The organism is Pseudomonas sp. IT-232MI5, from assembly GCF_949767845.1.
Lineage (GTDB): Bacteria > Pseudomonadota > Gammaproteobacteria > Pseudomonadales > Pseudomonadaceae > Aquipseudomonas.
The window spans coordinates 53,885-80,790 of the sequence record NZ_CATKQE010000005.1 but is presented as its reverse complement, the minus strand read 5'-3'; the positions used below and the strand labels follow the sequence as shown (position 1 = coordinate 80,790).

The window sequence follows — 26,906 nt, the reverse complement described above, 5'->3', positions numbered from 1 at the left end:
AACCCAAAAAACCTAAAATTCCAAAACTCTAGAACCCGAGGCTGGATAACAAATCGTCCACATCGTCCTGACCGGACACAACGTCTTCTCGTTTATCGGCATGAATCTGCGGACCTTCACCCTGCGAGAGATGTTTTTGTGGATCTTTTTCTGCAAGCATCGCGGCGCGGTCATGTTCGATGCCCGCAAAGCGGTCGACCTGACTGGCCATGAGCACGAGTTTGAGCAAATTGCTTTCGACTTCGGTGACCAGTTGGGTCACACGCTTGATCACCTGACCGGTCAGGTCCTGGTAATCCTGGGCCAGCAGGATGTCGTTGAGATTGCTCGACACCGCACGGTTGTCCGTGCTGCTGCGTGACAGAAAACCGTCGACCCGGCGCGCCAGTTCACGGAACTCTTCAGCCCCGACCTCGCGACGCATGAAGCGGCCCCAATCGGTGCTCAAGGTCTGGGCTTCATCAGCCAGACTGTTGACCACCGGCGTGGCGCTTTCCACCAGATCCATGGTGCGGTTGGCCGCGGCCTCTGTCAGCTTGACCACATAGCCCAGGCGTTCGGTGGCGTCGGTGATTTGCGACACTTCCTCGGCCTGCGGCATGTTCGGGTCGATCTGGAAGTTGACGATCGCACTGTGCAGTTCACGTGTGAGCTTGCCCACTTCCTGGTACAGGCCACGGTCACGGGTCTGATTGAGCTCATGGATCAGTTGCACAGCGTCGCCGAACCTGCCTTTTTCAAGGCTTTCGACCAGTTCGACCGCGTGTTTTTTCAGGGTCGACTCGAAATCGCCCTGTGAAGATTCGTTATGCTCCATAGCTCCCCCGCGCGTTCATCAGCCGATGCGTTCGAAAATCTTCTCGATTTTGTCTTTCAACGCCTGAGCCGTGAAAGGTTTGACTACGTAGCCGTTTACACCGGCCTGAGCGGCTTCAATGATCTGCTCGCGCTTGGCTTCTGCAGTCACCATCAGCACTGGCAGGTGCTTGAGCTTTTCATCGGCACGCACGTGGCGCAGCAGGTCGATACCGGTCATGCCCGGCATGTTCCAGTCCGTTACCAGAAAGTCGATGCTGCCGCTGTTGAGCACTGGAATGGCAGTCACGCCATCGTCAGCCTCGACGGTGTTGGTGAACCCAAGATCACGCAGCAGGTTCTTGATGATCCGCCGCATCGTTGAGAAGTCATCAACGATGAGGATTTTCATGTCTTTGTTCAATTCGACCTCCAAGCAGTCTTAAACGCGCCCAGCACCTGGACGCGCCACTTCAATCAATCGGCTTAGCACTCGAAGACTGTCTGGAGCACAACAGAGCAAGACCGGTGCCGTTCATCACCGCACCAGCCTCGTTCGCAGTGTCCCCACACCGCCTTCAGCGCGCTCGCCACTCCCCCAAACGCCCCCGCAAACGGGCCGCGCACTGGCTGTGTAACTGGCTGACCCGCGATTCACTGACGCCAAGGACTTCACCGATTTCCTTGAGGTTCAGCTCTTCGTCGTAGTACAGCGCCAACACCAGTCGCTCACGCTCCGGCAAATTGGCAATCGCGTCCGCCAACGCAGCCTGGAAACGTTCATCTTCCAGATCGCGCGACGGCTCAAGATGAGCACTCGCGCCATCCTCGTGCAGCCCTTCGTGTTCGCCGTCCTGCAGCAGGTCGTCGAAACTGAACAGGCGGCTGCCCAAGGTGTCATTCAAAATCCCGTAGTAATCGTCGAGACTCAATTGGAGTTCGGCTGCAACCTCGTGATCTTTAGCGTCACGGCCGGTTTTAGCTTCAATTGAGCGAATTGCGTCACTGACCATACGGGTATTGCGGTGAACCGAGCGTGGCGCCCAGTCCCCTTTGCGCACTTCGTCGAGCATCGCGCCGCGGATTCGAATGCCCGCGTACGTTTCAAAACTGGCGCCTTTGCTGGCGTCATATTTGGTCGAGACTTCGAGCAGACCGATCATTCCGGCCTGGATCAGGTCTTCGACCTGCACACTCGCCGGCAAACGCGCCAGCAAGTGGTAGGCAATGCGTTTGACCAGTGGCGCGTAACGCTCGATCAGTTCGTACTGCGCGTCACGTGCCGACTTCTTGTAGTAGTTCATACCGCTTGCGGTCATAGCACGGGCCCTGCCGTTTGCTGCACGAGGCGCTCGACGAAAAACTCAAGGTGGCCACGCGGGTTGGCGGGCAGCGGCCAGGTGTCGACCTTCTGCGCGATCGCCTTGAACGCCAGTGCGCACTTGGAACGCGGGAAGGCTTCATACACCGCACGCTGCTTCTGCACCGCTTTACGCACGCTTTCGTCGTAAGGCACGGCGCCGACATATTGTAGAGCCACGTCAAGGAAGCGATCCGTGACCTTGGTCAACTTGGCGAACAGGTTGCGCCCTTCCTGCGGGCTCTGCGCCATGTTGGCGAGGACGCGGAAGCGGTTCATGCCGTAATCGCGGTTGAGCAATTTGATCAGCGCGTAGGCGTCGGTAATGGACGTCGGCTCGTCGCAGACCACCAGCAACACTTCCTGGGCTGCGCGCACGAAACTGACTACCGAGTCACCAATACCCGCAGCGGTGTCGATCACCAATACGTCGAGATTGTCGCCGATGTCGCTGAACGCCTGAATCAGGCCGGCGTGTTGCGCCGGACTCAGGTGGACCATGCTCTGCGTGCCGGACGCCGCCGGCACGATGCGAATGCCACCGGGGCCTTGCAACAGCACGTCGCGCAATTCGCAACGGCCTTCGATGACGTCGGCCAGCGTGCGCTTAGGGGTCAGCCCCAACAATACGTCAACGTTCGCCAGACCGAGGTCGGCGTCCAGCAGCATGACCCGACGGCCAAGCTCTGCCAGCGCCAGCGACAAGTTCACTGACACGTTAGTCTTGCCGACGCCACCTTTGCCGCCGGTCACCGCGATCACCTGTACGGGATGCATGCTGCCCATGTTATTTCTTTACCTTGTCTTGCATAGACGGAGGCCACATTACTGGCTGCGCGTTCACAACCGGAACAATGCATGGCAGACCATCGATGTAGGTACAAAAACTGTTCATGAATACCTCAGCCTACCTGCTTGGTCGGGCTGTGATAGATATCAGCGAACATGTCAGCCATGGCTTCTTCGCTGGGTTCTTCCTGCATTTGCACGCTGACGGCGCGGCTGACCAGTTGATGACGACGCGGCAGATGCAAATCATCCGGAATCCGTGGGCCATCGGTCAGGTACGCGACCGGCAATTCATGACTGATCGCCAGGCTCAACACTTCGCCAAGGCTGGCCGTTTCATCCAGTTTAGTCAGGATGCAGCCGGCAAGCCCGCAACGCTTGTAACTGTGATAAGCGGCGGTTAGAACCTGTTTCTGGCTGGTGGTTGCCAAGACCAGATAATTTTTTGACCGAATGCCACGCCCGGCCAGACTTTCGAGCTGCATGCGCAGGGCTGGATCGCTGGCTTGCAGGCCGGCAGTATCGATCAACACCACGCGTTTGCGCAGCAGTGGATCCAGCGCCTGCACCAGCGATTGGCCCGGATCGACGTGGGTCACCGGCACATTGAGAATGCGACCCAGCGTCTTCAGCTGTTCCTGAGCGCCGATACGGAAACTGTCCATGCTCACCAGCGCGACATTCTGCGCGCCGTATTTCAGCACATAACGCGCGGCAAGCTTGGCCAGCGTAGTGGTCTTGCCCATGCCGGCCGGGCCGACCATGGCAATCACACCGCCCTCTTCCAGCGGCTCGACTTCCGGTACGGCAATCATCCGTGCCAGGTGCGCGAGCAACATGCGCCAGGCCTGACGCGGCTCTTCGATATCGGTGATCATCGCCAGCAGATCGCGCGACAACGGGCCGGACAGGCCGATACGTTGCAGACGGCGATACAGATTGGCTTGCGCCGGACGGCTGCCTTGCAGCTGATTCCAGGCCAGGGTACCGAGCTGGACTTCCATCAGCTCGCGCAGGCTGTTCAATTCAAAACGCATCGAATCCAGTGCGCGCGGATCAACACCGCCGGAAGACTGCGCAGGTGCCGGGGCTGGACGCGCCGGAGCGGCGTAGGTCGGCTCGGTCAGCGGTTCAGCTGCGGTCAGCGGCAGGCCGGCCGTCAACGGCAGGCCAGCGAAAATCTGGCGATTGCTGTTGCCATCGGCTTCGCCACGCAGGCTCAACTCGGCCTGAGCGGTGACGATGCGCGACTGGGTCTTGCGCAGCTCGTCTTCGAGCTCCATGTTCGGAACCCGTGGCGCCAGCGCCGACAATTTGTAATCCAGTGCCGCCGTCAGCTCGACACCGCCGGCAATGCGGCGGTTGCCAATGATGGCGGCATCAGCGCCCAGCTCATCACGAACCAGCTTCATGGCCTGACGCATATCGGCGGCAAAGAAACGCTTAACTTGCATAAACCACTACCTCAGCCGTTGGGCCCTACTGTCGCAACGATGGTCACTTGCTTGTTGTCCGGTATTTCCTGGTAGGCCAGCACATGCAGTCCAGGGACTGCGAGGCGGCCAAAGCGCGAGAGCATCGCGCGGATCGGGCCAGCGACCAAAAGGATCACCGGCTGACCTTGCATTTCCTGACGCTGCGCCGCTTCGATGAGCGAACGCTGCAGCTTCTCGGCCATGCTTGGCTCCAGCAGAACGCCCTCTTCCGAGCCTTGTCCTGCCTTCTGCAGACTATTGAGCAATATTTGTTCCAACCTTGGTTCCAAGGTGATCACAGGCAGCTCCGACTCAGTGCCTACAATGCTTTGGACGATGGCGCGCGATACGCCGACGCGCACCGCAGCCACCAACGCGGCGGTATCTTGACTCTTCGCAGCGTTGTTGGCGATGGCTTCGGCAATACTGCGGATATCGCGCACCGGCACGTGTTCGGCCAACAGCGCTTGCAGCACTTTGAGCAGTTGCGACAGCGAAACCACGCCCGGCACCAGCTCTTCCGCCAGTTTCGGCGAGCTTTTGGCCAGCAATTGCATGAGTTGCTGCACTTCCTCGTGGCCGATCAGCTCACTGGAGTGCTTGTACAGAATCTGATTCAAGTGCGTGGCGACCACGGTGCTGGCATCGACCACGGTGTAACCGAGCGATTGTGCCTGGGCACGCTGGCTGATTTCGATCCACACCGCTTCCAGGCCGAAAGCCGGATCTTTGGCATTGATACCGTTGAGCGTGCCGTAGACCTGGCCCGGGTTGATCGCTAGCTCGCGATCCGGGTAGATCTCGGCTTCGGCGAGGATCACGCCCATCAGAGTCAGGCGATAGGCGCTCGGCGCCAGATCGAGGTTGTCGCGGATGTGCACGGTCGGCATCAGGAAGCCCAGATCCTGCGAAAGCTTCTTGCGCACGCCCTTGATCCGCGCCAGCAATTGCCCACCCTGATTGCGATCCACCAGCGGGATCAGGCGATAACCGACTTCCAGACCGATCATGTCGATCGGCGTGACGTCATCCCAGCCCAGCTCCTTGGTTTCCATGGCGCGGGCCGGCGACGGCAGCAGTTCCTGCTGGCGCTTGACCTCTTCCAGCGCCACGACCTTGGCCACGTTCTGCTTCTTCCAGAACAGGTACGCGCCGCCAGCGGCTAGCGCGGCCATGCTCAGGAAGGAGAAGTGCGGCATGCCCGGCACCAAGCCCATCACGGCCATCAAACCGGCCGCCACCGCCAACGCTTTCGGCGAGGCGAACATCTGGCGATTGATCTGTTTGCCCATGTCTTCCGAACCGGAAGCACGGGTCACCATGATCGCCGCCGCTGTCGATAACAACAGTGATGGCAATTGCGCCACTAAACCGTCACCGATGGTCAGCAAGGCGTAAACCCGACCGGCATCGCCGAAGCTCATGTTGTGCTGGAAGATACCGACGGCCATGCCGCCAATAAGGTTGATGAACAGAATCAACAGACCAGCGATGGCGTCACCCCGGACGAACTTGCTGGCACCGTCCATCGAACCGTAGAACTCGGCCTCTTGGGCGACTTCCTGACGGCGCATCTTGGCCTGGTTCTGGTCGATCAGACCGGCGTTGAGGTCGGCGTCGATCGCCATTTGTTTGCCGGGCATTGCATCGAGGGTGAAGCGCGCGCTCACCTCGGAAATCCGCCCGGCACCCTTGGTCACCACGACGAAGTTGATGATCATCAGGATCGCGAAGACCACGATACCGACCACGTAGTTACCGCCGATCACCACCTCACCGAAGGCCTGAATCACCTTACCGGCAGCGGCGTGGCCGTCCTGACCGTGCAGCATGACCACCCGCGTCGAAGCTACGTTCAACGCCAGCCGCAGCAACGTCGCGACCAGCAGAATCGTCGGGAACACCGCAAAATCCAGCGGCCGCAGCGCGTACACGCAGACCAGCAGAACGACGATCGACAGCGCGATGTTGAAGGTAAAAAACACGTCGAGCAGGAACGGCGGCACCGGCAACATCATCATCGCCAGCATCACCAGCAGCAACAACGGCACGCCCAGATTGCCCCGACTGAGGTCGGCAACGTTTGTGCGAGCAGTGTTGAATAACTGAGAGCGATCCACCGGTTTTCCCCGTTCCTTTAAAGCAAACTTTTGACGCCCAGAGCGGGCTCACGGCGGGTACTGCAAGAAGCTTTCCAACTTTTGCCGGGGAATGAAATCGGGAGAGAAACATGCCCCCTGTAGGAGTGAGCCTGCTCGCGATAGCGGCGTGTCATTCAAAAAATTCGTCAACTGACACTCCGCTATCGCGAGCAGGCTCACTCCTACATTTGGTGTGCATTTCACTCTTACATTTGGAATGCAGTCTCTTCTGGGAGTGAGCCTGCTCGCGAAGAGGCCAGTGAAGTCCGCCAAATCGCCTTTTAAACTCAGGCGTTTAAAAGACACCTCCAGACACGCCTTCCAGGCTACAAATCCTTGCGCCATTGCCTACAGCCAAGCCAGAATCCGCCGGCTTGTGCGTCTTGGGGTCGGGTTCTATTGTGGGTCGGTCGCTGACGAATCAGCGATCGGGTCTCGCAGCCCGTCGATCTCTGGACGCACAACACCCGCTTTTTTATGGCGGCTGTACGTGGGAGACCTTCGGGTCTGCCGGTTCTAGAGTCCCGGTCTGCGACCCGCGTATAGCTGCCACCCTCATTCGTCTCGCAGCGAACGTTGGCAGCTCCAATGACTCTAGGAGCTTCACCATGATCAAACCAACACCCAACCCACCCGAAACCGACCCCACCTCCCCCTACGAATCCCTCGATTCCAAAAAGCTCCACGACGCCGCCGACCGCGCCCTCGATCACTACCTCTGCCCACCCGGCTCGACCCCGCCGCCACGTAAAACCCGTCGGATGTACGCCGTCACCGCAGATTTCAAGAACGAGGAACTGCTGGCCGATGCCAGCGAAACGCTCGCTTCGGCCAGAACCATCGCCCATGACTTCGCCCATCTCATCCCCGCGTCGCAACGCAGGACGCTGTTGGGGATCGCGCAATTGATCATGCTCGGCGAGCTGGCGGTGAATCGGGTGATGGATAATCTGCAGTTGCCGCAGTAACGCCCCGCGATGATCGTTCCCACCCTCCTGTGTGGGAATGCCTCAACGGACGCTCCGCGCTCGGCTTCGGAAGGGACGCGGAGCGTCCCGGGCTGCATTCCCACGCAGAGCGTCACTAGTGTCCGGTAAAAACTGCTTCATAGCAGAAGGCAGCCTTGAGCTGCCTTCTGCTCTGTTCGCTTCTGCCTTCGGTGTTCAAGATGTTCGATACTTGATGGCGTTCGAACAACGTATGGGCTAGCCGAATGACGAAGCTGGAAATAGACCCGGAGCCACCTGATCGGCGCTGATAGAGATGCAGCAAAAGGTATGTGATCAGAGCGCTGTAAATCTGCAGACGAACGGCATTTTCGGAGAGGCAAAAATAGCGTTTGAGCTTTAGGTTTTGCTTGATCCACTTGAAAAACAACTTAATCTGCCAGCGCTGTTTGTACAGCCCGGCAATTTCTTCAGCAGAGCGAGAAAAGTCGTTAGTGACCAGCACCAGCGGTGTTTCGTGATCATCTCGGCGAATCTGTACTCGGCGTACCGCCTGATCCCGATAGAGATTCGCCAACCCCGCTGCGCTTCAAATTAAAAGCGGAGGTTTGTCACTTCCATCGAACCTTTTTTCACCAGATCACATACGACCGACCTACCGACTTTGAAGTTGAATTGGTGCTTTTGGCTTTCAGGGATCAGAAAGAAAAAACATCTTCCGTCAGGGTCAAGCGGAGGTTCCGGGTAAGGTGAGCGAATTTTCCCGGCAAGTATGTCTTTTATTCTGACGTATTCATCGTGCGTTCCCGGAAAGATAGTGCCCCTACCAGTTTTTTCGTTGTAGCTTACGAATGAACCCACGTCATCTTTATCTTTCAATTCCATTTCCTTTTCTCCTTTGCCATCGCATAAGCAAGCGCACCCGATGTGCGGCGCCACCCGGCAATCAAACCGCAGCAGCACGCGTCCCACACCTGTAAAACCTGACAGGTAAGACGTCTTTTCAGACGAAAGGTAAACCTGAGAATCACGCATAAGTCCGGTGATATCGGACCGAAAAGCGGACAGATTTATTTAACCATTGATGTATGGCCAAAAGCATTTCAGACGAACGGTGAGAAAACCTGTAACTTCTGACAGTAGATGCGTTTTCATATGTCTGCTTGAGTAGCCACTCATCAACTCAGCAGAGCAATCGTCATGAGCACGGTCAATCGGATTATCGAAGATTTCAACAATATGGAAAATTGTGAATTCGTGCAGAACAGTGGATTCGAGCGACCCGATATGGACTTTTTCCTCGGCCCTCGACCCAGTGAAAATTCGGTAATGGTCATCAGAAACTTTAAAGAAGAAGAGCACTTCGGCGGCAAGGTACTAGGTGTCATGAGCGGAGAGCTTAAAATAACCCTTAAAGCGCCGGCCTCGGCTATCAGCCTTTGGTTCATTAATGCCGGGGAAGGGTTTGAAGCCTATTTCTATAATAAAGACAATCAAAAACTCGGCCAGAGCGATCAGCGAGCAAAGGAGGGCGGTAGAACGTTGTTGGAACTGAAATTCGAACATCCAGACATACACAGCATCACCATCATTGAACCCAACGGGACGATTGTGCTCTTTGACAATATCGTGGCCACTTCCTGACTACGCAGCCTGACGGGAGCAAGCTCCCTCGCCACAATGACCGCACCAGGAGGCGGACTCTCATTGGGTCAGGCATAAAGAACCGCCGGCCCGTTCAATCGGGATGGCGGTTTTTTGTTGTATCACCGCAATGTCAGGAATCGCGGCGCAGATCCGGCGGAATCGGCTAATCGTCCTTGAGCGGATCCGAGAAAAGGGGACAGATCTATTTAAGCAGTGATTTAAACAGCGAGACTTGGCCGAGATTTTTTTGCCTACCGGGATGGCCCTTTCGCGAGCAAGCTCGCTCCCACAGGGAAACGCATTGCAAATGTGGGAGCGAGTTTGCTCGCCAAGGGGCCAGTGAAGTCAGCGCAAATCATCTTTTAAACTCAGGCGTTTAAAAGACACCTTCAGACACGCCTTCCAGGCTACAAATTCTTGCGCCATTGCCTACAGCTACGCCAGAATCCGCCGGCTTGTGCGCTTTGGGGTCGGGTTCTATTGTGGTCCGGTCGCTGACAAATCAGCGATCGGGTTTAGCGACCCGGACCATCTCAGTGCATCAGCGTTCGTGGCTTCGTTGTAGGACTCTTCGCCTGCAATTACGTTATGGCGGCTGTATGCGGGAGACCTTTGGGTCTACCGGGGTGCCTGTGACCGGTTCGCTAACCTGCGTACAGCTGCCACCTTCACTTGTTTAGCGACAGGGAAAGAGTGGCTCCATAACCTCAGGAGCTTCACCATGATAAAACCAACACCCAACCCACCCGAAATCGACCTCGCCTCCCCCTACGAATCCCTCGATTCGAAAAAACTCAACGACGCCGCCGAACGCGCCCTCGATCACTACCTCTGCCCACCCGGCTCAACCCCACCGCCACGTAAAACCCGCCGGATGTACGCCGTCACCGCGGACTTCAAAAACGAGGAGCTGCTGGCCGATGCCAGCGAAACCCTGGCTTCGGCCAGAACCATCGCCCATGACTTCGCCCACCTCATACCCGCGTCACAGCGCAGGACGCTGCTGGGTATCGCGCAGCTGATCATGCTCGGCGAGCTGGCAGTGAATAGGGTGATGGATAATCTGGAGTTGCCGCAGTAGCGACACGCGATGATCGTTCCCACGCTCCTGCGTGGGAATGCCTCAACGGACGCTCCGCGTTCGGCTTTGGAAGGGACGCGGAGCGTCCCGGGCTGCATTCCCACGCAGAGCGTGGGAACGATCATAAAAAACCGCCGCCCCGTTCTCAGCCGCTTTGCGATCGATTGCTCAATACCGGAGGATTTTCAATTTTCCATTTTTGCTTTTGGGCAACTCGAACTCGACCTCGCCGCCCACCTTGACGCTCGCCTGCAGGACATCAGCCAATGGAATGCTGAATCGGTACTCTTTGGCGGTCAGAAAAAAACCCGTGGCCTCAGCAAAGGAAAGGCATCGTCCGGATGGCTTCGGCGTGATGGTGCCTTTACCGTTTTTTTCATCGTAGCTGCTGAAAATACCTTTCATTGCCTTGCTCCCTTTCACTCGCCCGCCCGGCCGCGCCAGCGCGCGACAGCACCTTGCATCAAACTGCAAAATCACGGCGACTGCACCTGTCAGAGTTGACAGTAATTGGGAATCTCAGACGAATGGCTGCACAACAACGTCAGGAATCGCGGCGCAGATCCGGCGGAATCGGCAAGTCATCCTTGAGCGGATCCGGGCGTTTGCCCTTGCCGGCGCGGTACTGGCGGATCTGGTAGACGTAGGCCAAGACCTGAGCGACTGCCAGGTACAGCCCGCCGGGAATTTCCTGATCCAGCTCAGTGGAGTAGTAGATCGAACGCGCCAGCCCCGGCGATTCGAGGAGCATGACGTTGTTGGCGACAGCGATTTCGCGGATTTTCAACGCGAGGAAGTCGCTGCCCTTGGCAATCAGCATCGGCGCCCCGCCCTTCTCCGAGTCATACTTGAGCGCGACGGCGTAGTGGGTCGGGTTGGTGATGACCACGTCGGCGTCGGGAATTGCCGCCATCATGCGGCGCTGGGACATTTCGCGCTGGGTCTGGCGGATGCGCTGTTTGACCTCCGGGCGACCCTCCTGATCCTTATGCTCGTCGCGCACTTCCTGCTTGGTCATCAGCAGTTTCTTGTGGGCTTCCCAGAGCTGCACCGGCACATCGACAGCGGCGATGATGATCAGGCCGCAGGCCAGCCACAAGGTACTCCAGCCGACCAGAGTGACGCTGTGAATAATCGCCATCTCCAGCGGCTCGTGGGCGATGCGCATCAAGTCATCGACATCCGACATCAGCACCACCAACGCCACCCCCAAGGTGACCAGAAACTTGGCCAGCGCCTTGAGCAGTTCGACTACAGCCTTGAACGAAAACATTCGCTTCAAGCCTGCCGCCGGGTTCATCCGGCTGAACTTGGGCGCCATGGAACCGGCCGCAAACAGCCAGCCACCGAGGGAAATCGGCCCGATCAGCGCCGCGAGCAACAGGGTGATCATGAACGGCTGGATGGCCAACAACGCCATCTGACCCGACTTCAACAGAAATGCGCCCATGGAACCCTGATCCATGATCACCTCACGCGACAGCGTGAAGTTCAGGCGCATCAGCTCCATCAGGTCTTCGGCGAGCATGCCGCCGAACACCAGCAGCGCACCGGCGCCGGCCATCATCACGGCAAGGGTGTTGAGCTCTTTGGAACGGGCAATCTCACCCTTCTCACGGGAGTCTTTTTTGCGTTTGTCCGTGGGGTCTTCTGTTTTGTCCTGACCGCTTTCGCTCTCTGCCATGACTCAGCGCGCCCGTGCCAGTTCGCGTAACAGCTGCAGGGCTTCAGTGGCCAGCGGCTGATACTGATTGAGAATGTCCGCCAGACCAACCCAGACGATGAACAGACCGAGCACCAGGGTCAGCGGAAAACCGATGGAAAAAATGTTCAGTTGCGGCGCGGCGCGGGTCATCACGCCAAACGCGATGTTGACCACCAGCAGCGCCGTAACTGCTGGCAATACCAGCAACAGCGCTGCACCGAGGACCCAGCCGAGTTTGCCGGCCAGCTCCCAGTAATGCGCAGTCATCAGACCGCTGCCGACCGGTAGCGTGGTGAAGCTTTCGGTAAGGACTTCGAAGACCACCAGGTGGCCGTTCATCGACAGGAACAGCAGCGTCACGAGCATGGTGAAGAATTGCCCGATCACCGCGACCGAGACGCCGTTGGCCGGGTCGACCATCGAGGCGAAGCCCATACCCATCTGGATCGCGACAATCTGCCCCGCCACGGCAAACGCCTGGAAAAACAGCTGCAGGGAAAACCCGAGTACCGCACCGACGAGAATCTGCTCGGCAATCATCAGCAAACCGCTGAGATCCAGCGGGCTGACCGCCGGCATCGGCGGCAGGCTCGGCGCAATGCACACGGTGATCGCCACCGCGAAATACAGGCGGATCCGGCGTGACACCAGGGTGGTGCCGAACACCGGCATGACCATCAGCATCGACGCCACGCGAAACAGCGGCAACATGAACGACGCCACCCAGGTACTGATCTGGGTGTCGGTCAGCTGAAGCAGCGATTGCATGGCTTAGCCGATGACCATCGGGATGTTTTTGTACAACTGAATGATGTATTCCATGAACGTCTGCACGATCCACGGACCGGCGACGATCAACGTCACCAGCATCACCAGCAGACGCGGCAGGAAGCTCAACGTCTGTTCGTTGATCTGGGTCGCAGCCTGGAACATCGCCACCAGCAAGCCGACCAACAGGCTCGGCACTACCAGAATCGCGACCATCAATGTGGTCAGCCAAAGGGCTTCACGAAAGATATCGACCGCAACTTCCGGCGTCATGGCGAGACACCTCCAAAACTGCTGGCCAAGGTGCCGATGATCAGCGCCCAGCCATCCACCAGCACGAACAGCATGATCTTGAACGGCAGCGAAATGATCAGCGGCGAGAGCATCATCATACCCATCGCCATCAGCACACTGGCCACGACGAGGTCGATGATCAGGAACGGAATGAAGATCATGAAGCCGATCTGGAACGCGGTTTTAAGCTCGGAGGTGACGAACGCCGGCACCAGAATGGTCAGCGGCGCCTGATCCGGGGTGGCGATGTCGGTGCGCTTGGACAGGCGCATGAACAGCTCCAGATCGCTGGTGCGGGTCTGGGCGAGCATGAAGTCCTTGATCGGCACCTGGGCTTTTTCTACCGCTTGCTGGGCGGTGAGTTTTTCCGCCAGATACGGTTGCAGCGCATCGTTGTTAACCCGATCGAACACCGGGGCCATGATGAACAGGGTGAGGAACAGCGCCATGCCGGTGAGGATCTGGTTCGACGGCGTCTGCTGCAGGCCGAGGGCCTGACGCAGGATCGAGAAGACGATGATGATCCGGGTGAAACTGGTCATCAGAATCACGGCCGCCGGAATGAAGCTCAGCGCGGTCATGATCAGCAGGATCTGCAGACTGACCGAATACTCCTGCGCGCCATCGGCGTTGGTGCCCAGCGTGATCGCCGGGATCGACAACGGATCGGCGGCGAACGCCAGCGGCGCGGCCAGCAACAAGGCCAGCGTCAAGACGATGCGTAACGCACCCATTACTTCGTATCCTTCTGATCCTTGCCGAGTATCTTCAGCAACTGCTGGGCAAAATCCGGAGTGGCTTTTTCACTGGTGCTCGGCACCGGCACCGGCTCCTTGAGCACGTGCAGCGCGGTGATGGTACCGGGGCTCAAGCCGAGCAGAATTTGCTCGTTGCCGACCTGCACCAGCAACAAACGGTCACGCGGCCCGAGCGCGCGCGAACCGATCAGCTCGATCACTTGCCCCTTGCCGGCCGGCCCTGCCTGCTGCACCCGGCGCAACAGCCAGGCGAGGAAGAAGATCAACCCCAGCACCAGCAACAGGCCGAACACCAGTTGCGTCAGTTGCCCGGCCACGCCGCTGTTGACCATCGGCGCGGTGGCGGCAGGCACTGTGGTGGTCGTCGACGGTTCGGCGGCCAGCACGCTCAATGGCAATGCCAGCAAAGCCCAGAGAAACCGTTTCACTCAGCGCAGCTTCTTGATGCGTTCGCTTGGGCTGATCACGTCAGTCAGGCGGATGCCGAACTTCTCGTTGACCACTACCACTTCGCCGTGCGCGATCAGCGTGCCGTTGACCAGCACGTCCAGCGGCTCACCGGCCAGACGATCGAGCTCGATCACCGAACCCTGGTTGAGTTGCAGCAGGTTGCGGATGTTGATGTCGGTGCTGCCGACTTCCATCGAGATCGATACCGGGATGTCGAGGATGACGTCCAGGTTCGGGCCGTCGAGGGTCACCGGATCGTTGTTCTTCGGCACGCTGCCGAACTCTTCCATCGGCAGACGCGAGCCGCTGGCTGCGTCGGCGGCCAGCAGGGCGTCGATGTCAGCTTGACCGTCACCGGTTTCTTCCAGGGCCGCAGCCCATTCGTCAGCCAGTGCCTGGTCGTCCTGGGCGTTCATATCGTCGTTCATCATGTGTCCTCGGCGGGCAACAATTCAGTTAATGCAAAAGGGGGTGTGGCGCCGTTTCAGCGGCGCTCGATCGGCTCGATCACTTGCAACGCGAGGTTGCCTTTGTGTGAGCCCATCTTGACCTTGAAGGCCGGCACGCCGTTGGCGCGCATGATCATTTCGTCCGGCATCTCGACCGGGATCACATCCCCCGGCTGCATGTGCAGGATGTCACGCAGCTTCAACTGGCGCCGCGCGACGGTGGCACCGATCGGCACGTCGACGTCGAGCACGTCCTGGCGCAGGGCGTTGACCCAGCGCTCGTCCTGATCGTCGAGGTCGGACTGGAAACCGGCATCGAGCATTTCGCGCACCGGTTCGATCATCGAGTACGGCATGGTCACGTGCAGATCGCCGCCACCGCCATCGAGTTCGATGTGGAAGGTGGAGACCACGATCGCTTCGCTCGGGCCGACGATGTTGGCCATGGCCGGGTTCACTTCCGAGTTGATGTACTCGAAATTGACTTCCATGATCGCCTGCCAGGCTTCTTTCAAATCGACGAAAGCCTGCTCCAGCACCATGCGCACCACGCGCAGTTCGGTCGGGGTGAATTCACGCCCTTCGATCTTGGCGTGACGGCCGTCGCCGCCGAAGAAGTTGTCCACCAGTTTGAACACCAGTTTGGCGTCAAGGATGAACAGCGCGGTGCCGCGCAACGGTTTGATCTTGACCAGGTTGAGGCTGGTCGGTACGTACAGCGAGTGCACGTATTCGCCGAACTTCATCACCTGCACGCCACCGACGGCAACGTCCGCCGAGCGGCGCAGCATGTTGAACATGCTGATGCGGGTGTAGCGGGCAAAACGCTCGTTGATCATTTCCAGAGTCGGCATGCGTCCACGGACGATGCGATCCTGGCTGGTCAGGTCGTAGCTTTTGACACTGCCGGGTTCGGCAGCGTTATCGGTCTGTACCAGACCATCGTCGACGCCATGCAACAGCGCGTCGATTTCATCCTGGGACAGCAGATCCTGCACGGCCATGTCGTGTTCCTACTGCAGTACGAAATTAGTGAAAAGCAACTGTTCGATCACCACTTTGCCCAGCTCTTTCTGCGCCACTTCCTGGACGCTGGCGGTGGCCTTCTGGCGCAACATCTCCTGGCCGACCGGGGTCGCCAAGGTGGCGAAATCCTGACCGGAGAAGAGCATCACCAGGTTGTTGCGGATAACCGGCATGTGCACTTTGAGCGCTTCCAGATCAGCCTGATTACGCGCCAGCATGGTGATGCTCACCTGCATGTAGCGCTGACGGCCGTTCTGGTTGTAATTGGCAACGAAGGCCGGTGCCATCGGCTCGAAAATCGCCGGTTGCTTGCCGACAGGCGCTGCATCGGCGGCCTCGGCAGGCTTGCTCTGGGCACTGTGCATGAAGAACCAGGTCGCCCCCACGGATGCACCAATGGCCAGCAGCAATGCCAGCACGATCACAATGATCAGCTTGAGTTTGCCTTTGGTTGCGGGGTCTTTCACTGCTGCTGTTTCGCTCTTCGCCATGCCAATAATCCGTCACTATTCGGGTTTTCACAGTCGCACGGCAAGGCAAGAGCAAGTGTTATGCCAGAAGTGTCGGAGGTCGTGGAGACAACGCTAAAGTCAAAGGCACCCTCACCCCAGCCCTCTCCCGGAGGGAGAGGGGGCCGACCGAGTTATTTTGCCGTGATACGTCGACCTGAAGTACCGAGTCGACTATGGATTCACAGCAAAAGTATCAGGTCGGCGTACTTCGCCAGCATCCCCCAATCAGTCCCCTCTCCCACTGGGAGACGGCTAGGGAGGGTTTTCAGAGGCCGACCGAGGTGTCTTGCTTCATGCATCGACCTGAGAGACCGGATCGATTATGGATTCACAGCAGAAGTATCAGGTCGGCGTACTTCGCCAGCATCCCCCAATCAGTCCCCTCTCCCACTGGGAGAGGGCTAGTGTGAGGGTTTTCAGAGGCCGATCGAGGTGTCTTGCTTCATACACCGAGCTGAAAGACCGGATCGACTATGGATTCACAGCAAAAGTATCAGGTCGGCGTACTTCGCCAGCATCCCCCAATCAGTCCCCTCTCCCACTGGGAGAGGACTAGGGTGAGGGTTTTCAGAGGCCGACCGAGGTGTCTTGCTTCATACACCGAGCTGAAAGACCGGATCGATTATGGATTCACAGCAGAAGTATCAGGTCGGCGTACTTCGCCAGCATCCCCCAATCAGTCCCCTCTCCCTCTGGGAGAGGGCTAGTGTGAGGGTTTTCAGGGGCCGACCGAGGTGTCTTGCTTCATACACCGAGCTGAAAGACCGGATCGATTATGGATTCACGGCAGAAGAATCAGGTCGGCGTACTTCGCCAGCATCCCCCAATCAGTCCCCTCTCCCACTGGGAGAGGGCTAGGGTGAGGGGCTTTTGATTTGATCAGGCGTAATTTGATCAGGCGTAATAGTCGACCGCGCTGCTGCCGATCACGCTGGTGGTTTGCGCAGCGGCATCAGCAATGGCGGCAGGCGCCAGTTCTTCATCCGCCGAATCGAGGCGACCACCGGCAGCGCGGGTGTGGCCACTCTGGCCCTGTTGCGCCTGCTCCTGACCTTGCTGGCCCTGCCAGCCACGGCTCTGATCGGAGACATTGACGTCAACCTGGCCCATGCCCTGCTGGTTGAACATTTCACGCAGGCGATGCATCTGCCCGTCCAGCGCTTCACGCACACTTGGATGCGCGCTCATGAACGTGACCTGGGTCTGTTGATCCGGGACCATGTTCACGCGGATGTCCAGACGTCCCAGCTCCGCTGGCTGCAACTGAATGTCCGCCGCCTTCAGATTGGCGCTCGACAGATACATGACGCGATTGACCACTTCCTCGGTCCAGCCGCTCTGGTGCATGGCAATCGGCTGATTCACCGGCACCGCATTCGCGGTCTTCGGCGTAGCCGCCTGCGTCAGTGCCGCCAGACGGTTGGCGAAGTCATCCACACGGGTATCGCTGGTCGCAGTCTTGAGATCTTTGAGGCCATCGTCGATCAACCCGCTGAAGGCTTTTTCGCCGCCCTGGCTGGTGCTGTCCTTGTCGGCTTGTACGTCGAGCATGCTGGCCATGCCAGCGGCAAAGTTCTGCGCCGCAGTCAATTCGCCGTCGGCCTGAGCCTGAGCTGGCGACGCTTTCGGCTGCGCCTGGCTGGCAGCGGAAATGTGCCCGCCCTGCTCCATCGCCATGCGCACGGCCGGCATCGAATCGAGGGGATCGGCCGAAGGGTCGAAATCGCTGTCGGTGGCCGGTGCCGGATCTTTGACCGTACCTGATAGCGCGGCAACGGCTGGGGTTTCGGTTTCAGGCTGGGCAGTCGCGACGACCGCCGGAGTCTGCACAACCGGCGCCGCAACCACCGGCTGCACAGCGGTTGCCAATGCAGGATCGAGTGTCGGATCAACCGGCGTCGCGTCTACGACTGGAGTCTGGGAGGTGTCAGTGTTGTCGTCGCTGCTGGCGGTACTGTCATCGGTCGCCGCGGTTTTATCGGCAGGCAAGTCGTTGCCGCTATCGGCAACCGCCGGCTGCGCAGCGGCAGACTGATCTTCGCCAATGTCCTTTTTGCCGCTGTTGTCAGCGACCTTGTCACGCGACGACTTGGGCGAATTGTCAGCGGTGGCGACAGGCTTGCTCGATCCCTGGTCGGCGAACACTTTAGCGAAGCTTGAGGCCTTATCCCCGGTATCTACGGCCATGGCCGACGTTTTCGCAGAGGCGGCTTGCGCCTTGGCCTGAGCGGCGTTCTGAAGAAGGATGTTGGGGGTCGCAGGCATGAAACGGTCTCCGCTGCACTGGGATCGTAGGTACAGTTGCAGAGATAACTGCAAGTGCCGGGCCAGATTTGCCCGGCGCTTGAGAAAAGCGCCGGACGGCGGGATCAGTGCGTGTGAGCGGGATGTTTTTCGCTTTCGTAAACCGGGCGAACTTCAGCAAATTCGCCACTGATCTCAGCGACCAGTTTGACTATTTCCGCCGGGCTCTTGTCTCTGGCGTCCGATTCGAGTTCCTGGCAGAGCGCCGCCAAGCGGACAGCTCCCATGTTGCTGGCGCTGCCCTTGAAACTATGGGCAACTTCCGACAACACCTTGGCATCAGAGGTCTTTTGCAACTCGCCCAAGCGACTTTCGGAATCCGCCAGAAAGGTATCCAGAAGCTCCGGATAACCCTCCTCCATGACTTCCCGCAGTACGCTCAGCGCCTCGCGATCAATATGTGTGTCTGTCACTTGTTCACTCCTTGATCAAGAATTGCGCGGATTATGCCTCAACCTCCCAGGAAAACTCTACGCGAGCACTACGACCTTCGTCCGACCAACTGGCATTACGCCCCAATTGCCGGACCAGACTGACGCCGCGCCCCGACAAACGGACACCGTCCAGCGGCCGCTCCATGACCCGCGCCACATCAAAGCCCTTGCCGCTGTCTTCAACACGAATGATCAGTCGGCCGCCCTCGCCGTGTGGCTGCACCTGCAAATGCACGCGCACGAAACCGTCCTGCAGTGACTCCAGCCGATCATTGCGCTGCTGGTAGTAACGAGCGAACCCCGCCGCATCGCGCTTGAGACTGGAATCCAGACCGAGCACGCCATGCTCCAGCGCATTGGAATACAACTCGGCCAGCACGCTGTACAAAGCACCACTTTGCGCCCGCAGCCCATGCACCTCAAGCAGCAACTGCAACAGATACGGCAAGGGATTGAAGCGCTTGAGCGTGGCGCCACGGAATTCGAAACTCACCGACCAGTCCAGCGGACAGGATTGGCCGCTGTCGGAATACACCGGCGCCGACGGCTTGACCTGCGCCGGCTCCAGCAGGCTGACCTCGACCATGCTGACATCGTCGCGCGCCTCGCCGCGAAAATCCCGCAGTGCCTGCTCGATATCCTCGAACAAGCGATCCGGCTCGCGGTTGGCGGCGAACACCTGCTGCAAACGCTCGACACCGAACAGTTGATCACTGGCGTCACTGGTGTCGATCACCCCGTCGGACAACAGAAACACCCGATCGCCGACGGCCATCGGATGCACTTCCGTACGGTCATCGAACGCCTGCGCACTCAGCACCCCCAGCGGCAAGTGCCGTGCGGCCAGTGGTACACGCTCGCCAGTAGCAATCCGATGCAGATAACCGTCAGGCATGCCGCCATTCCACACTTCGACCGAACGCCGCTGAAAGCTCAGACACAACAGCGTGGCGCAACAGAACATGTCGACCGGCAGAATGCGTTTGAGCTTGGCATTCATCTCGCGCAGGGTTTCGGCCAGGCCATAGCCCTTGGCGGTCATTCCGTAGAACACCTCGGCCAAAGGCATCGCCCCGACCGCTGCCGGCAGGCCATGACCGGTAAAATCGCCCAACAGCACATGCATGTCGCCCGCCGGCGTGTACGCCGCCAACAGCAAGTCGCCGTTGAACAAGGCATAGGGCGATTGCAGGTAGCGAATGTTCGGCGCGCTGAGGCAACCGGAGTGCGCAACCTTGTCGAACACCGCTTTGGCCACGCGCTGTTCATTGAGCAGGTAATCGTGGTGTTTGGCGATCAGGTCGCGCTGTTGCAGCACGGTTGCCTGCAAACGCCGCAAGCGATCCATCGCCTTGATTTTGGCGGCGAGGATCACTTGGTTATAGGGCTTCGCCAGAAAGTCGTCACCCCCGGCCTCCAGACAACGGGCCAGCGCTTCGCTTTCCGTCAGCGACGTGAGGAAGATGATCGGCACCAGCGTCTCGCCCGCCAGCGCCTTGATCTGCCGCGCTGCTTCGAAGCCGTCCATGACCGGCATCATCGCGTCCATCAGTACCAGATCGGGTTGCTGGCGACGAAACAAGTCGACCGCTTCGGCACCGTTGGCCGCCGTCAGGACTTCATGGCCTTGGCGGCGGACGATGGTCGACAGCAACAGGCGATCGGCGGCGCTGTCTTCAGCGATCAGGAGGGTCAGCGGCTCTTGCGCCTGCATGGCCGTCAAGTGATGTCGAAGAGTTTGTCGAAATTGGAGATGGCGAGGATCTTGCGCACGTCGGAGCTGCTGTTGACCACACGCACGTCCGACTCGTCACCGCCGGCGTGATCCCGCAACAGGAGGAGCATGCCCAGTGCGGAGCTGTCGAGGTAGGTGGCCTTCTTCAGATCCACCACTATGGACTCAGGCTTCGCATTGAGTCGCTCATAGGACTCGCGAAACTCCTGATGCCGACCAAAATCGAATCGCCCCTCGATCGAAATCGTCAGTTTTTTCCCATCCGGAGAGACTTCTGTAACGACTGACATTAACTGGCTTCCTTGTCATTGACGAACCTGTACAAGGTTTAGCACCTGCACAGGGTTGCAGCAAGGTTAGAAGCCAGATCAAGAGATCGCAGCCTTCGGCAGCTCCTACACCGATCCCTTGTAGGAGCTGCCGAAGGCTGCGATCTCTTGATCTTGTTTTAGAACGGGTTTTGTCGTGGCAAACGCTGGGACAGTTCATCAAGCAGCTTCTGCTCACGTTTGTCTTCAAGGCGTTGCGCCTCTTCGCGATAACGCTGCACCAGTTTACGCAGCCCCTCGACCTTGGCGAACGCCTGTTGCCATTCTTCACGCGCCTTGTCGAGTTTGTTCTGATGCCAGACCAGACTCTGGCGCTGCTGGTCGACGGCGGTGTCGAGTTGCGCCAGAAAGCCCTGAAAACCCAGCAGCCATTGCCCACTCACGCCGGTACTGCCGCGCACGATCCATTGCTCGGAATAATCCAGACGGAAGGCATTGAGGTCGGCCAGTTTGCTTTCCGCAACTTTCACCTGCCCCTGAAAATAGCCCAGGCGTTGCACGGCGGCTTTCTCGGCCTGTTCGGCCATGTCCACCACCGGCGCCAGACGCGCGGCTCGACTGACAGTGGCCATGAGCGGTTAGCCGCCCGCCGCTGGGGCAAACAGGGTTGCGAGGTAAGCCTGGCTTTCACCCATGTTGATTTTGTCGTTCAGCCCCTGACGCTGGTAGCGAACCAACTGCGGTTGCAGGGAGATCGCCAGATCGGTCTCGCGATCGCCGCCGGCAACGTAGGCGCCAACACTGATCAGATCGCGGCTCTGCTGATAGCGCGACCACAACTGCTTGAAATATTGCGCGCGTTGCATGTGCTCCGGCGAGACCACCGCCGGCATGACCCGGCTGATCGACGCTTCGATGTCGATGGCCGGATAGTGACCTTCCTCGGCCAGACGCCGGGATAGCACGATGTGGCCGTCGAGTACGCCTCGGGCCGAGTCGGCAATCGGATCCTGCTGGTCATCGCCTTCGGACAACACGGTGTAGAACGCGGTAATCGAACCACCGCCCTTCTCCGCATTACCGGCACGCTCGACGAGTTTCGGCAACTTGGCGAACACCGACGGCGGATACCCCTTGGTCGCCGGCGGCTCGCCGATGGCCAGGGCGATTTCCCGCTGGGCCTGGGCGAAACGGGTCAGCGAATCCATCAGCAACAGGACGTTCTTGCCCTTGTCGCGGAAATATTCGGCGATGCGCGTGCAGTACATCGCTGCGCGCAGGCGCATCAACGGCGCATCGTCTGCTGGCGAGGCAACCACCACAGAGCGCTGGAGGCCTTCTTCACCGAGGCTGTGCTCGATGAACTCCTTAACTTCTCGCCCCCGCTCACCGATCAGGCCAACGACGATAATGTCGGCCTCGGTGAAGCGGGTCATCATGCCCAGCAATACGGATTTACCGACACCGGTACCGGCAAACAGACCCAGACGCTGGCCACGACCGACCGTCAACAAACCGTTGATGCAACGGATGCCAACGTCCAGCGGCACGCTGATCGGGTCACGGTTGAGCGGATTGATTGTCGGGCCGTCCATCGGCACCCAGTCTTCGGCTTTCATGCCGCCTTTGCCGTCCAGTGCGCGCCCGGCACCGTCGAGGACGCGACCGAGCATGCTCATGCCCATCGGCAAGCGCCCGGTATCAGCCAGCGGCACTACGCGGGCGCCCGGGGCGATGCCGGCGACACTGCCGACCGGCATCAGAAAGACCTTGCTGCCGGAGAAACCCATGACTTCCGCTTCCACCTGGGAGGGGTGATAGCTGTCGTCATTGATCACCAGACAGCGCGTACCCATGGCGGCGCGCAGGCCTTCGGCTTCGAGGGTGAGGCCAACCATGCGCAGCAGGCGACCTTCAAGAATCGGCGCACCGGCAATCTCGGTGGCCTCAGCGTAAGTACTCAGGCGCTTGGCGAAACTGGTGCGTTCAAGGCGCATCGGGGTCGTCCGCGAGCGGCTCTTCAGGTGTGGCCGCCGGTTTTACGTCTTCTGGAATGTCCAGACTCAGATCCGCTTCAGCCGGATGCAAAGCCTGCTCGTGCAATTGATCGAACAACTTCGCCATGACCTGGATCACGCGGGTTTCGATGCTGGCATCGATGCGGCTGTGCTCGGTTTCAACCCGGCAACCGCCCGGCAATAGCGATTCATCTTCGACGATGCGCCAGGTTTCCTCATGACGTTCGCGCAAAGCCTTGGCCTGTTCGAAGTCCTGCGGATTGACGTACAGGCGCACATTCTCGACGCCCAGCGGCAACAGCTTGAGGGCGTCGCGCATGACGTGTTCGATCTGGCTGGAATCGATGGCCAGTTCGCGCTTGATCACCTGTTTGGTGATGTGTTGCACGAGGTCGACCAGCGATTTCTCGATTTGCGTGTCTTGCTCGGCGATCGGTTCGAACAGGTTCGCCATCAACTGCTCAAGGCTGGCAAGTTTTGCCGCCAGCGCAACCTCCGCTTCCTGACGCACCTTGAGGGTCGCACTGTGAAAACCTTCTTTCTCGCCGATGCCAAAGCCTTCGTTGTAAGCCTCCTGACGGATGCTTTCGAGTTCTTCCAGGGTCAGTGGCTGGACTTCTTCCAGCGGCACTTCTTCCATTTCCGGCGGTTCGGGCTCCGGCTCAGGCTCGGGTTCCGGCTTCGGCGGGTCGAAGCTGGGCATGGCCCAGGATTCGAAACCACGGACATCGCGGGCACGGATCAGATCCGTCACATCGTCGTCGTGCTTGTCCATGGGCTTAGATCATTTCCTCGCCACCCTTGCCACCGAGTACGATTTCGCCGGCTTCGGCCATACGACGGGCAATGGTGAGGATTTCTTTCTGTGCGGTTTCGACGTCGCTGACGCGCACCGGGCCTTTGGCCTCGAGGTCGTCACGCAACAGTTCGGCGGCACGTTTGGACATGTTCTTGAAGATCTTCTCTTTGACGCCTTCGTCCGAACCCTTGAGGGCCAGCACCAGCACGTCGGAAGACACTTCGCGCAGCAACGCCTGGATGCCACGATCGTCGACATCGGCGAGGTTGTTGAACACGAACATGAGGTCTTCGATCTGACCGGACAGGTCTTCGTCGACTTCGCGGATCGAGTCCATGAGCTGGCCTTCGATCGAGCTGTCGAGGAAGTTCATGATGTCCGCCGCACGCTTGATGCCACCCAGGGTGGTGCGCGAGGCATTCGAGTTGCCGGAGAACTGCTTCTCGAGAATCTGGTTCAGCTCTTTCAGGGCCGCCGGCTGTACGGTGTTCAACGACGAGACGCGCAGGATGATGTCCAGACGCACTTTGTGGTCGAAGTTGCCGAGTACTTCACCGGCCTGATCCGGATCGAGGTACGCGACCACGATCGCCTGGATCTGCGGGTGTTCGTAGCGGATCACGTCGGCAACGGCGCGCGGCTCCATCCATTTCAGGCTGTCGAGGCCACTGGTGTTGCCACCGAGCAGGATGCGGTCGATCAGGCCGTTGGCCTTGTCTTCACCCAGGGCCTGGGTGAGCATTTTGCGCACGTAGTCGTCGGATCCGACGCCGAGGCTGGTCTGGTCGCCGACGATGTCGACGAACTCGCTCATGACCTGCTCGACCTGCTCGCGATGGACGTTGCCCATCTGCGCCATGGCCACGCCGACGCGCTGAACCTCTTTCGGGCCCATGTGGCGCAGCACTTGTGCGGCATCGGTCGAACCCAGGGACAGCAGCAGAATCGCGGCTTTGTCGACCTTGTTCAGTTTGACGGTTGCGGCTCGGTTATCACTCATCTGCGTTAATCCACTCTTTCACGACCTGAGCCACGCGACCCGGATCCTCGGCCACCAGACTCTTGATTGCATTCAGTTGCGCGTCATAACCCTCACTTGGGCTCGGCAACAGAATGCTCTGCGGACCACCGAGGCTCACGCGGTCGTTGGAAAGTTCGCCGTCCAGGCCGCCCATGCCACCGAGTTCCACGTCGCTGCCAAGACCGGCCAGCTCCTTGCCTTTGCCGCCGCCGGTGATGTTGTTAAGCACCGGACGCAGCACACCAAACACCAGCACCAGGATGAACAACACACCCAGCACTTGTTTGACGATGTCCCAGAACCATGGCTGGGAGTAGAACGGAATATCGGCAATCACTTCGCCGCGCTCGGCGGAGAACGGCATGTTGATCACGCTGACACTGTCGCCACGGCTGGCGTCGAAACCGACGGCGTCCTGGACCAGACGGGTGAAGCGCGCCAATTCGTCGGCGCTCCACGGCGCACGGCTGGTTTCGCCGTTGGCCGCGTTGACCTTGACCTGATCGTCGACCACCACCGACACCGACAGACGATTCAGGCGACCCTGCTGCTGTTTGGTGTGGCTGATGGAACGGTCAAGTTCGAAGTTCTTGGTCGATTGTTGACGCTTGTCTGCCGGGTACGGCGCGAGCATTGGCTGACCGGTGGCCGGGTCCATGATCTGCTGACCATTGGCGTCAACCAATGGCTGACCAGGCTGGACCATGGCGGCCGGCGCGGCGGTGCCGCCGGTAGTTTGCGGGGCCGAGGCTGGCGACGGTGGCTGGTTGCTCAGGGCACCCGGCACGCCTTGCGGGCCATTGCTGGCGGTGCGTTGCTCGTTGACCGACTGCTCGCTGCGCAACGCCGGTTGATCCGGGTTGAACTGCTCGGCAGTCGACTCGACGGCATTGAAATCGATGTCGGCCGAGACTTCAGCCTTGTAACGATCATTGCCCAAAACCGGCTGCAAAATGTTGTGTACACGCTGGGTGAGCATGCTTTCCATGCGGCGGCTGTAATCGAACTGCTTGCCGGCCATGGTCATTTCGGAGTTTTCCGCCTGATCAGAGAGCAAGGTGCCCTTCTGGTCGACGACGGTGATCTGCGATTTGCTCAGCTCGGGAACGGAAGTCGCCACCAGGTTGATGATCGCAATTACCTGACCCGGCTCCAGCGAACGACCGCTGTACAGTTCAACCAGAACCGAAGCACTTGGCTTGCGCTCATCACGGACGAACACCGAACTCTTCGGAATCGCCAGATGCACACGGGCACCCTTGACGTTGTTCAGGCTGGAAATGGTCCGCGCCAGCTCACCTTCGAGGCCGCGACGATAACGCGTCGCTTCCATGAACTGGCTGGTGCCCAGACCCTGTTCCTTGTCGAGGATTTCGAAACCGATATTGCCGTCGCTGGGAGTGACACCAGCAGCAGCGAGTTTCATCCGCGCACGGGACAAGTCATCGGCCTTGACCAGCAAGGCGCCGGAATTGGGCTCGACGTTGTAAGGAATGTCAGCGGCGGCCAGAGTATCCATGACCTGCTTGGCGTCCATGCCGGCAAGGCTGCCGTACAACGGACGGTAATCCGGCTGCTGCGACCACAGCACCACGGCAAAGCCAATCGCCACGCTCGCAGCCAGGCCGACCAACAGGCCCACCTGACGCAGCATGGTCATCTCGGAGAGGTTTTCCAGGAAGGACAGACCGAACAGCGGCGGTTTGCCGTCTATCGGGGTGGCCTTGGCCGGAACGTTATCGGCGACTGCTTCTGCCATGACTCAATCTCGTCCTTAAACCGGCATCTGCATGATGTCTTGATAAGCCTGAACCAGTTTGTTGCGAACCTGGGTCAGAGCCTGGAACGACACGCTGGCTTTTTGCGAAGCGATCATCACGTCCGTCAGATCGACGCCGCTCTTGCCCACTTCAAAGGCATTGGCCAACTGAGTCGACGCGGTCTGGGTATCGCTGACCTTGTTGATCGCCTGACCGAGCATGTCGGAAAAGCTGCTGCCTCCCAGCTCAGGGACAGCGGTCGTCGATTTCGGCGCAGACATGGCATCCAGCTTCATGGCCTTCATGTCTGTCATCAACCGATTAAATTCAATACCTTGGCTCATGGTCTACTCTCTTGGGCGGCCCGCA

30 protein-coding genes are annotated in these 26,906 nt (G+C 59.1%); 3 read left to right on the top strand and 27 right to left on the bottom strand.

Features of this window, described 5'->3' with window-relative positions; genetic code table 11:
• Positions 1 to 28: 28 nt before the first annotated feature.
• From ACM6JQ_RS05175 to flhA, 6 genes are all read right to left on the bottom strand, one after another.
• Positions 29 to 817 carry a protein phosphatase CheZ gene (locus tag ACM6JQ_RS05175; RefSeq protein ID WP_414893348.1) on the bottom strand — a complete coding sequence of 263 codons (789 nt, stop codon included), beginning with the start codon at positions 815 to 817 and terminating at the stop codon, positions 29 to 31.
• Positions 818 to 835: 18 nt separating this feature from the next.
• A complete protein-coding gene (locus ACM6JQ_RS05170) occupies positions 836 to 1,207 on the bottom strand; it encodes a chemotaxis response regulator CheY (protein WP_161986607.1) in 372 nt (123 codons plus the stop codon).
• Between the two features lie 166 nt (positions 1,208 to 1,373).
• Positions 1,374 to 2,114, bottom strand: coding sequence for an RNA polymerase sigma factor FliA (gene fliA, locus ACM6JQ_RS05165; protein ID WP_007920004.1), 741 nt, complete (start codon positions 2,112 to 2,114; stop codon positions 1,374 to 1,376).
• Positions 2,111 to 2,941: a flagellar synthesis regulator FleN gene (gene fleN, locus ACM6JQ_RS05160; protein ID WP_003222917.1), complete on the bottom strand. Its 831-nt coding sequence runs from the start codon at positions 2,939 to 2,941 to the stop codon at positions 2,111 to 2,113. The genes fliA and fleN overlap by 4 nt, the downstream gene beginning before the upstream one ends.
• A gap of 116 nt (positions 2,942 to 3,057) precedes the next feature.
• Positions 3,058 to 4,398: a flagellar biosynthesis protein FlhF gene (gene flhF / locus ACM6JQ_RS05155; RefSeq protein ID WP_007920012.1), complete on the bottom strand. Its 1,341-nt coding sequence runs from the start codon at positions 4,396 to 4,398 to the stop codon at positions 3,058 to 3,060.
• 11 nt (positions 4,399 to 4,409) lie between these two features.
• Entirely contained in the window at positions 4,410 to 6,539 is a 2,130-nt protein-coding gene (flhA, locus tag ACM6JQ_RS05150) for a flagellar biosynthesis protein FlhA (RefSeq protein ID WP_007920014.1), read from the bottom strand.
• A 629-nt stretch (positions 6,540 to 7,168) separates the two neighbouring features.
• On the opposite strand from flhA, the gene ACM6JQ_RS05145 reads away from it, so the two are divergent.
• Positions 7,169 to 7,528, top strand: coding sequence for a DUF6124 family protein (locus tag ACM6JQ_RS05145; RefSeq protein ID WP_095114140.1), 360 nt, complete (start codon positions 7,169 to 7,171; stop codon positions 7,526 to 7,528).
• 115 nt (positions 7,529 to 7,643) lie between these two features.
• Here the strand turns inward: ACM6JQ_RS05145 and ACM6JQ_RS05140 are convergent, their stop codons facing one another.
• Together ACM6JQ_RS05140 and ACM6JQ_RS05135 are read right to left on the bottom strand one after the other, a co-directional pair.
• On the bottom strand, positions 7,644 to 8,084 hold the full coding sequence (locus tag ACM6JQ_RS05140) for a transposase (RefSeq protein WP_414893347.1): 441 nt from the start codon (positions 8,082 to 8,084) through the stop codon (positions 7,644 to 7,646).
• A gap of 17 nt (positions 8,085 to 8,101) precedes the next feature.
• A complete protein-coding gene (locus ACM6JQ_RS05135) occupies positions 8,102 to 8,392 on the bottom strand; it encodes a hypothetical protein (RefSeq protein ID WP_095114141.1) in 291 nt (96 codons plus the stop codon).
• A gap of 315 nt (positions 8,393 to 8,707) precedes the next feature.
• On the opposite strand from ACM6JQ_RS05135, the gene ACM6JQ_RS05130 reads away from it, so the two are divergent.
• Both ACM6JQ_RS05130 and ACM6JQ_RS05125 read left to right on the top strand, forming a co-directional pair.
• Complete coding sequence (locus tag ACM6JQ_RS05130; RefSeq protein ID WP_095114142.1) at positions 8,708 to 9,151, top strand: hypothetical protein; 444 nt, start codon at positions 8,708 to 8,710, stop codon at positions 9,149 to 9,151.
• A gap of 724 nt (positions 9,152 to 9,875) precedes the next feature.
• The gene (locus tag ACM6JQ_RS05125; protein ID WP_038361600.1) at positions 9,876 to 10,235 is read left to right on the top strand and encodes a DUF6124 family protein; all 360 of its coding nucleotides are present in this window, start codon (positions 9,876 to 9,878) and stop codon (positions 10,233 to 10,235) included.
• A gap of 168 nt (positions 10,236 to 10,403) precedes the next feature.
• Here the strand turns inward: ACM6JQ_RS05125 and ACM6JQ_RS05120 are convergent, their stop codons facing one another.
• The 19 genes from ACM6JQ_RS05120 to fliE form a co-directional block, all read right to left on the bottom strand.
• The gene (locus ACM6JQ_RS05120) at positions 10,404 to 10,640 is read right to left on the bottom strand and encodes a hypothetical protein (protein ID WP_414893345.1); all 237 of its coding nucleotides are present in this window, start codon (positions 10,638 to 10,640) and stop codon (positions 10,404 to 10,406) included.
• Positions 10,641 to 10,779: 139 nt separating this feature from the next.
• Positions 10,780 to 11,919, bottom strand: coding sequence for a flagellar biosynthesis protein FlhB (gene flhB / locus ACM6JQ_RS05115; RefSeq protein ID WP_414893344.1), 1,140 nt, complete (start codon positions 11,917 to 11,919; stop codon positions 10,780 to 10,782).
• Positions 11,920 to 11,922: 3 nt separating this feature from the next.
• The gene (fliR, locus tag ACM6JQ_RS05110; protein WP_095114145.1) at positions 11,923 to 12,708 is read right to left on the bottom strand and encodes a flagellar biosynthetic protein FliR; all 786 of its coding nucleotides are present in this window, start codon (positions 12,706 to 12,708) and stop codon (positions 11,923 to 11,925) included.
• 3 nt (positions 12,709 to 12,711) lie between these two features.
• The gene (fliQ, locus tag ACM6JQ_RS05105; protein ID WP_007920026.1) at positions 12,712 to 12,981 is read right to left on the bottom strand and encodes a flagellar biosynthesis protein FliQ; all 270 of its coding nucleotides are present in this window, start codon (positions 12,979 to 12,981) and stop codon (positions 12,712 to 12,714) included.
• Positions 12,978 to 13,736 carry a flagellar type III secretion system pore protein FliP gene (gene fliP / locus ACM6JQ_RS05100; RefSeq protein ID WP_007920027.1) on the bottom strand — a complete coding sequence of 253 codons (759 nt, stop codon included), beginning with the start codon at positions 13,734 to 13,736 and terminating at the stop codon, positions 12,978 to 12,980. Before fliP ends, fliQ begins: the two co-directional genes overlap by 4 nt.
• A complete protein-coding gene (gene fliO, locus ACM6JQ_RS05095) occupies positions 13,736 to 14,188 on the bottom strand; it encodes a flagellar biosynthetic protein FliO (protein WP_007920029.1) in 453 nt (150 codons plus the stop codon). Before fliO ends, fliP begins: the two co-directional genes overlap by 1 nt.
• A complete protein-coding gene (gene fliN, locus ACM6JQ_RS05090) occupies positions 14,189 to 14,638 on the bottom strand; it encodes a flagellar motor switch protein FliN (RefSeq protein WP_007920031.1) in 450 nt (149 codons plus the stop codon).
• Positions 14,639 to 14,694: 56 nt separating this feature from the next.
• A complete protein-coding gene (gene fliM / locus ACM6JQ_RS05085; protein WP_007920032.1) occupies positions 14,695 to 15,663 on the bottom strand; it encodes a flagellar motor switch protein FliM in 969 nt (322 codons plus the stop codon).
• 9 nt (positions 15,664 to 15,672) lie between these two features.
• On the bottom strand, positions 15,673 to 16,176 hold the full coding sequence (gene fliL / locus ACM6JQ_RS05080; RefSeq protein ID WP_007920033.1) for a flagellar basal body-associated protein FliL: 504 nt from the start codon (positions 16,174 to 16,176) through the stop codon (positions 15,673 to 15,675).
• 915 nt (positions 16,177 to 17,091) lie between these two features.
• Positions 17,092 to 18,462: a flagellar hook-length control protein FliK gene (locus ACM6JQ_RS05075; RefSeq protein WP_414893343.1), complete on the bottom strand. Its 1,371-nt coding sequence runs from the start codon at positions 18,460 to 18,462 to the stop codon at positions 17,092 to 17,094.
• A 104-nt stretch (positions 18,463 to 18,566) separates the two neighbouring features.
• On the bottom strand, positions 18,567 to 18,914 hold the full coding sequence (locus tag ACM6JQ_RS05070; RefSeq protein WP_095114147.1) for an Hpt domain-containing protein: 348 nt from the start codon (positions 18,912 to 18,914) through the stop codon (positions 18,567 to 18,569).
• Between the two features lie 31 nt (positions 18,915 to 18,945).
• On the bottom strand, positions 18,946 to 20,649 hold the full coding sequence (locus ACM6JQ_RS05065; RefSeq protein ID WP_007920036.1) for a fused response regulator/phosphatase: 1,704 nt from the start codon (positions 20,647 to 20,649) through the stop codon (positions 18,946 to 18,948).
• 5 nt (positions 20,650 to 20,654) lie between these two features.
• On the bottom strand, positions 20,655 to 20,960 hold the full coding sequence (locus ACM6JQ_RS05060; protein WP_095114148.1) for an STAS domain-containing protein: 306 nt from the start codon (positions 20,958 to 20,960) through the stop codon (positions 20,655 to 20,657).
• Between the two features lie 158 nt (positions 20,961 to 21,118).
• A complete protein-coding gene (fliJ, locus tag ACM6JQ_RS05055; protein WP_007920039.1) occupies positions 21,119 to 21,571 on the bottom strand; it encodes a flagellar export protein FliJ in 453 nt (150 codons plus the stop codon).
• A 6-nt stretch (positions 21,572 to 21,577) separates the two neighbouring features.
• The gene (gene fliI / locus ACM6JQ_RS05050; protein WP_007920040.1) at positions 21,578 to 22,936 is read right to left on the bottom strand and encodes a flagellar protein export ATPase FliI; all 1,359 of its coding nucleotides are present in this window, start codon (positions 22,934 to 22,936) and stop codon (positions 21,578 to 21,580) included.
• Entirely contained in the window at positions 22,926 to 23,732 is an 807-nt protein-coding gene (gene fliH, locus ACM6JQ_RS05045; protein WP_007920041.1) for a flagellar assembly protein FliH, read from the bottom strand. Before fliH ends, fliI begins: the two co-directional genes overlap by 11 nt.
• 4 nt (positions 23,733 to 23,736) lie before the next feature.
• On the bottom strand, positions 23,737 to 24,756 hold the full coding sequence (gene fliG, locus ACM6JQ_RS05040) for a flagellar motor switch protein FliG (protein ID WP_007920042.1): 1,020 nt from the start codon (positions 24,754 to 24,756) through the stop codon (positions 23,737 to 23,739).
• The gene (gene fliF / locus ACM6JQ_RS05035; RefSeq protein WP_016984304.1) at positions 24,749 to 26,536 is read right to left on the bottom strand and encodes a flagellar basal-body MS-ring/collar protein FliF; all 1,788 of its coding nucleotides are present in this window, start codon (positions 26,534 to 26,536) and stop codon (positions 24,749 to 24,751) included. Before fliF ends, fliG begins: the two co-directional genes overlap by 8 nt.
• Positions 26,537 to 26,551: 15 nt before the next feature.
• A complete protein-coding gene (gene fliE, locus ACM6JQ_RS05030) occupies positions 26,552 to 26,881 on the bottom strand; it encodes a flagellar hook-basal body complex protein FliE (protein ID WP_007920044.1) in 330 nt (109 codons plus the stop codon).
• Between the last annotated feature and the right edge of the window lie 25 nt (positions 26,882 to 26,906).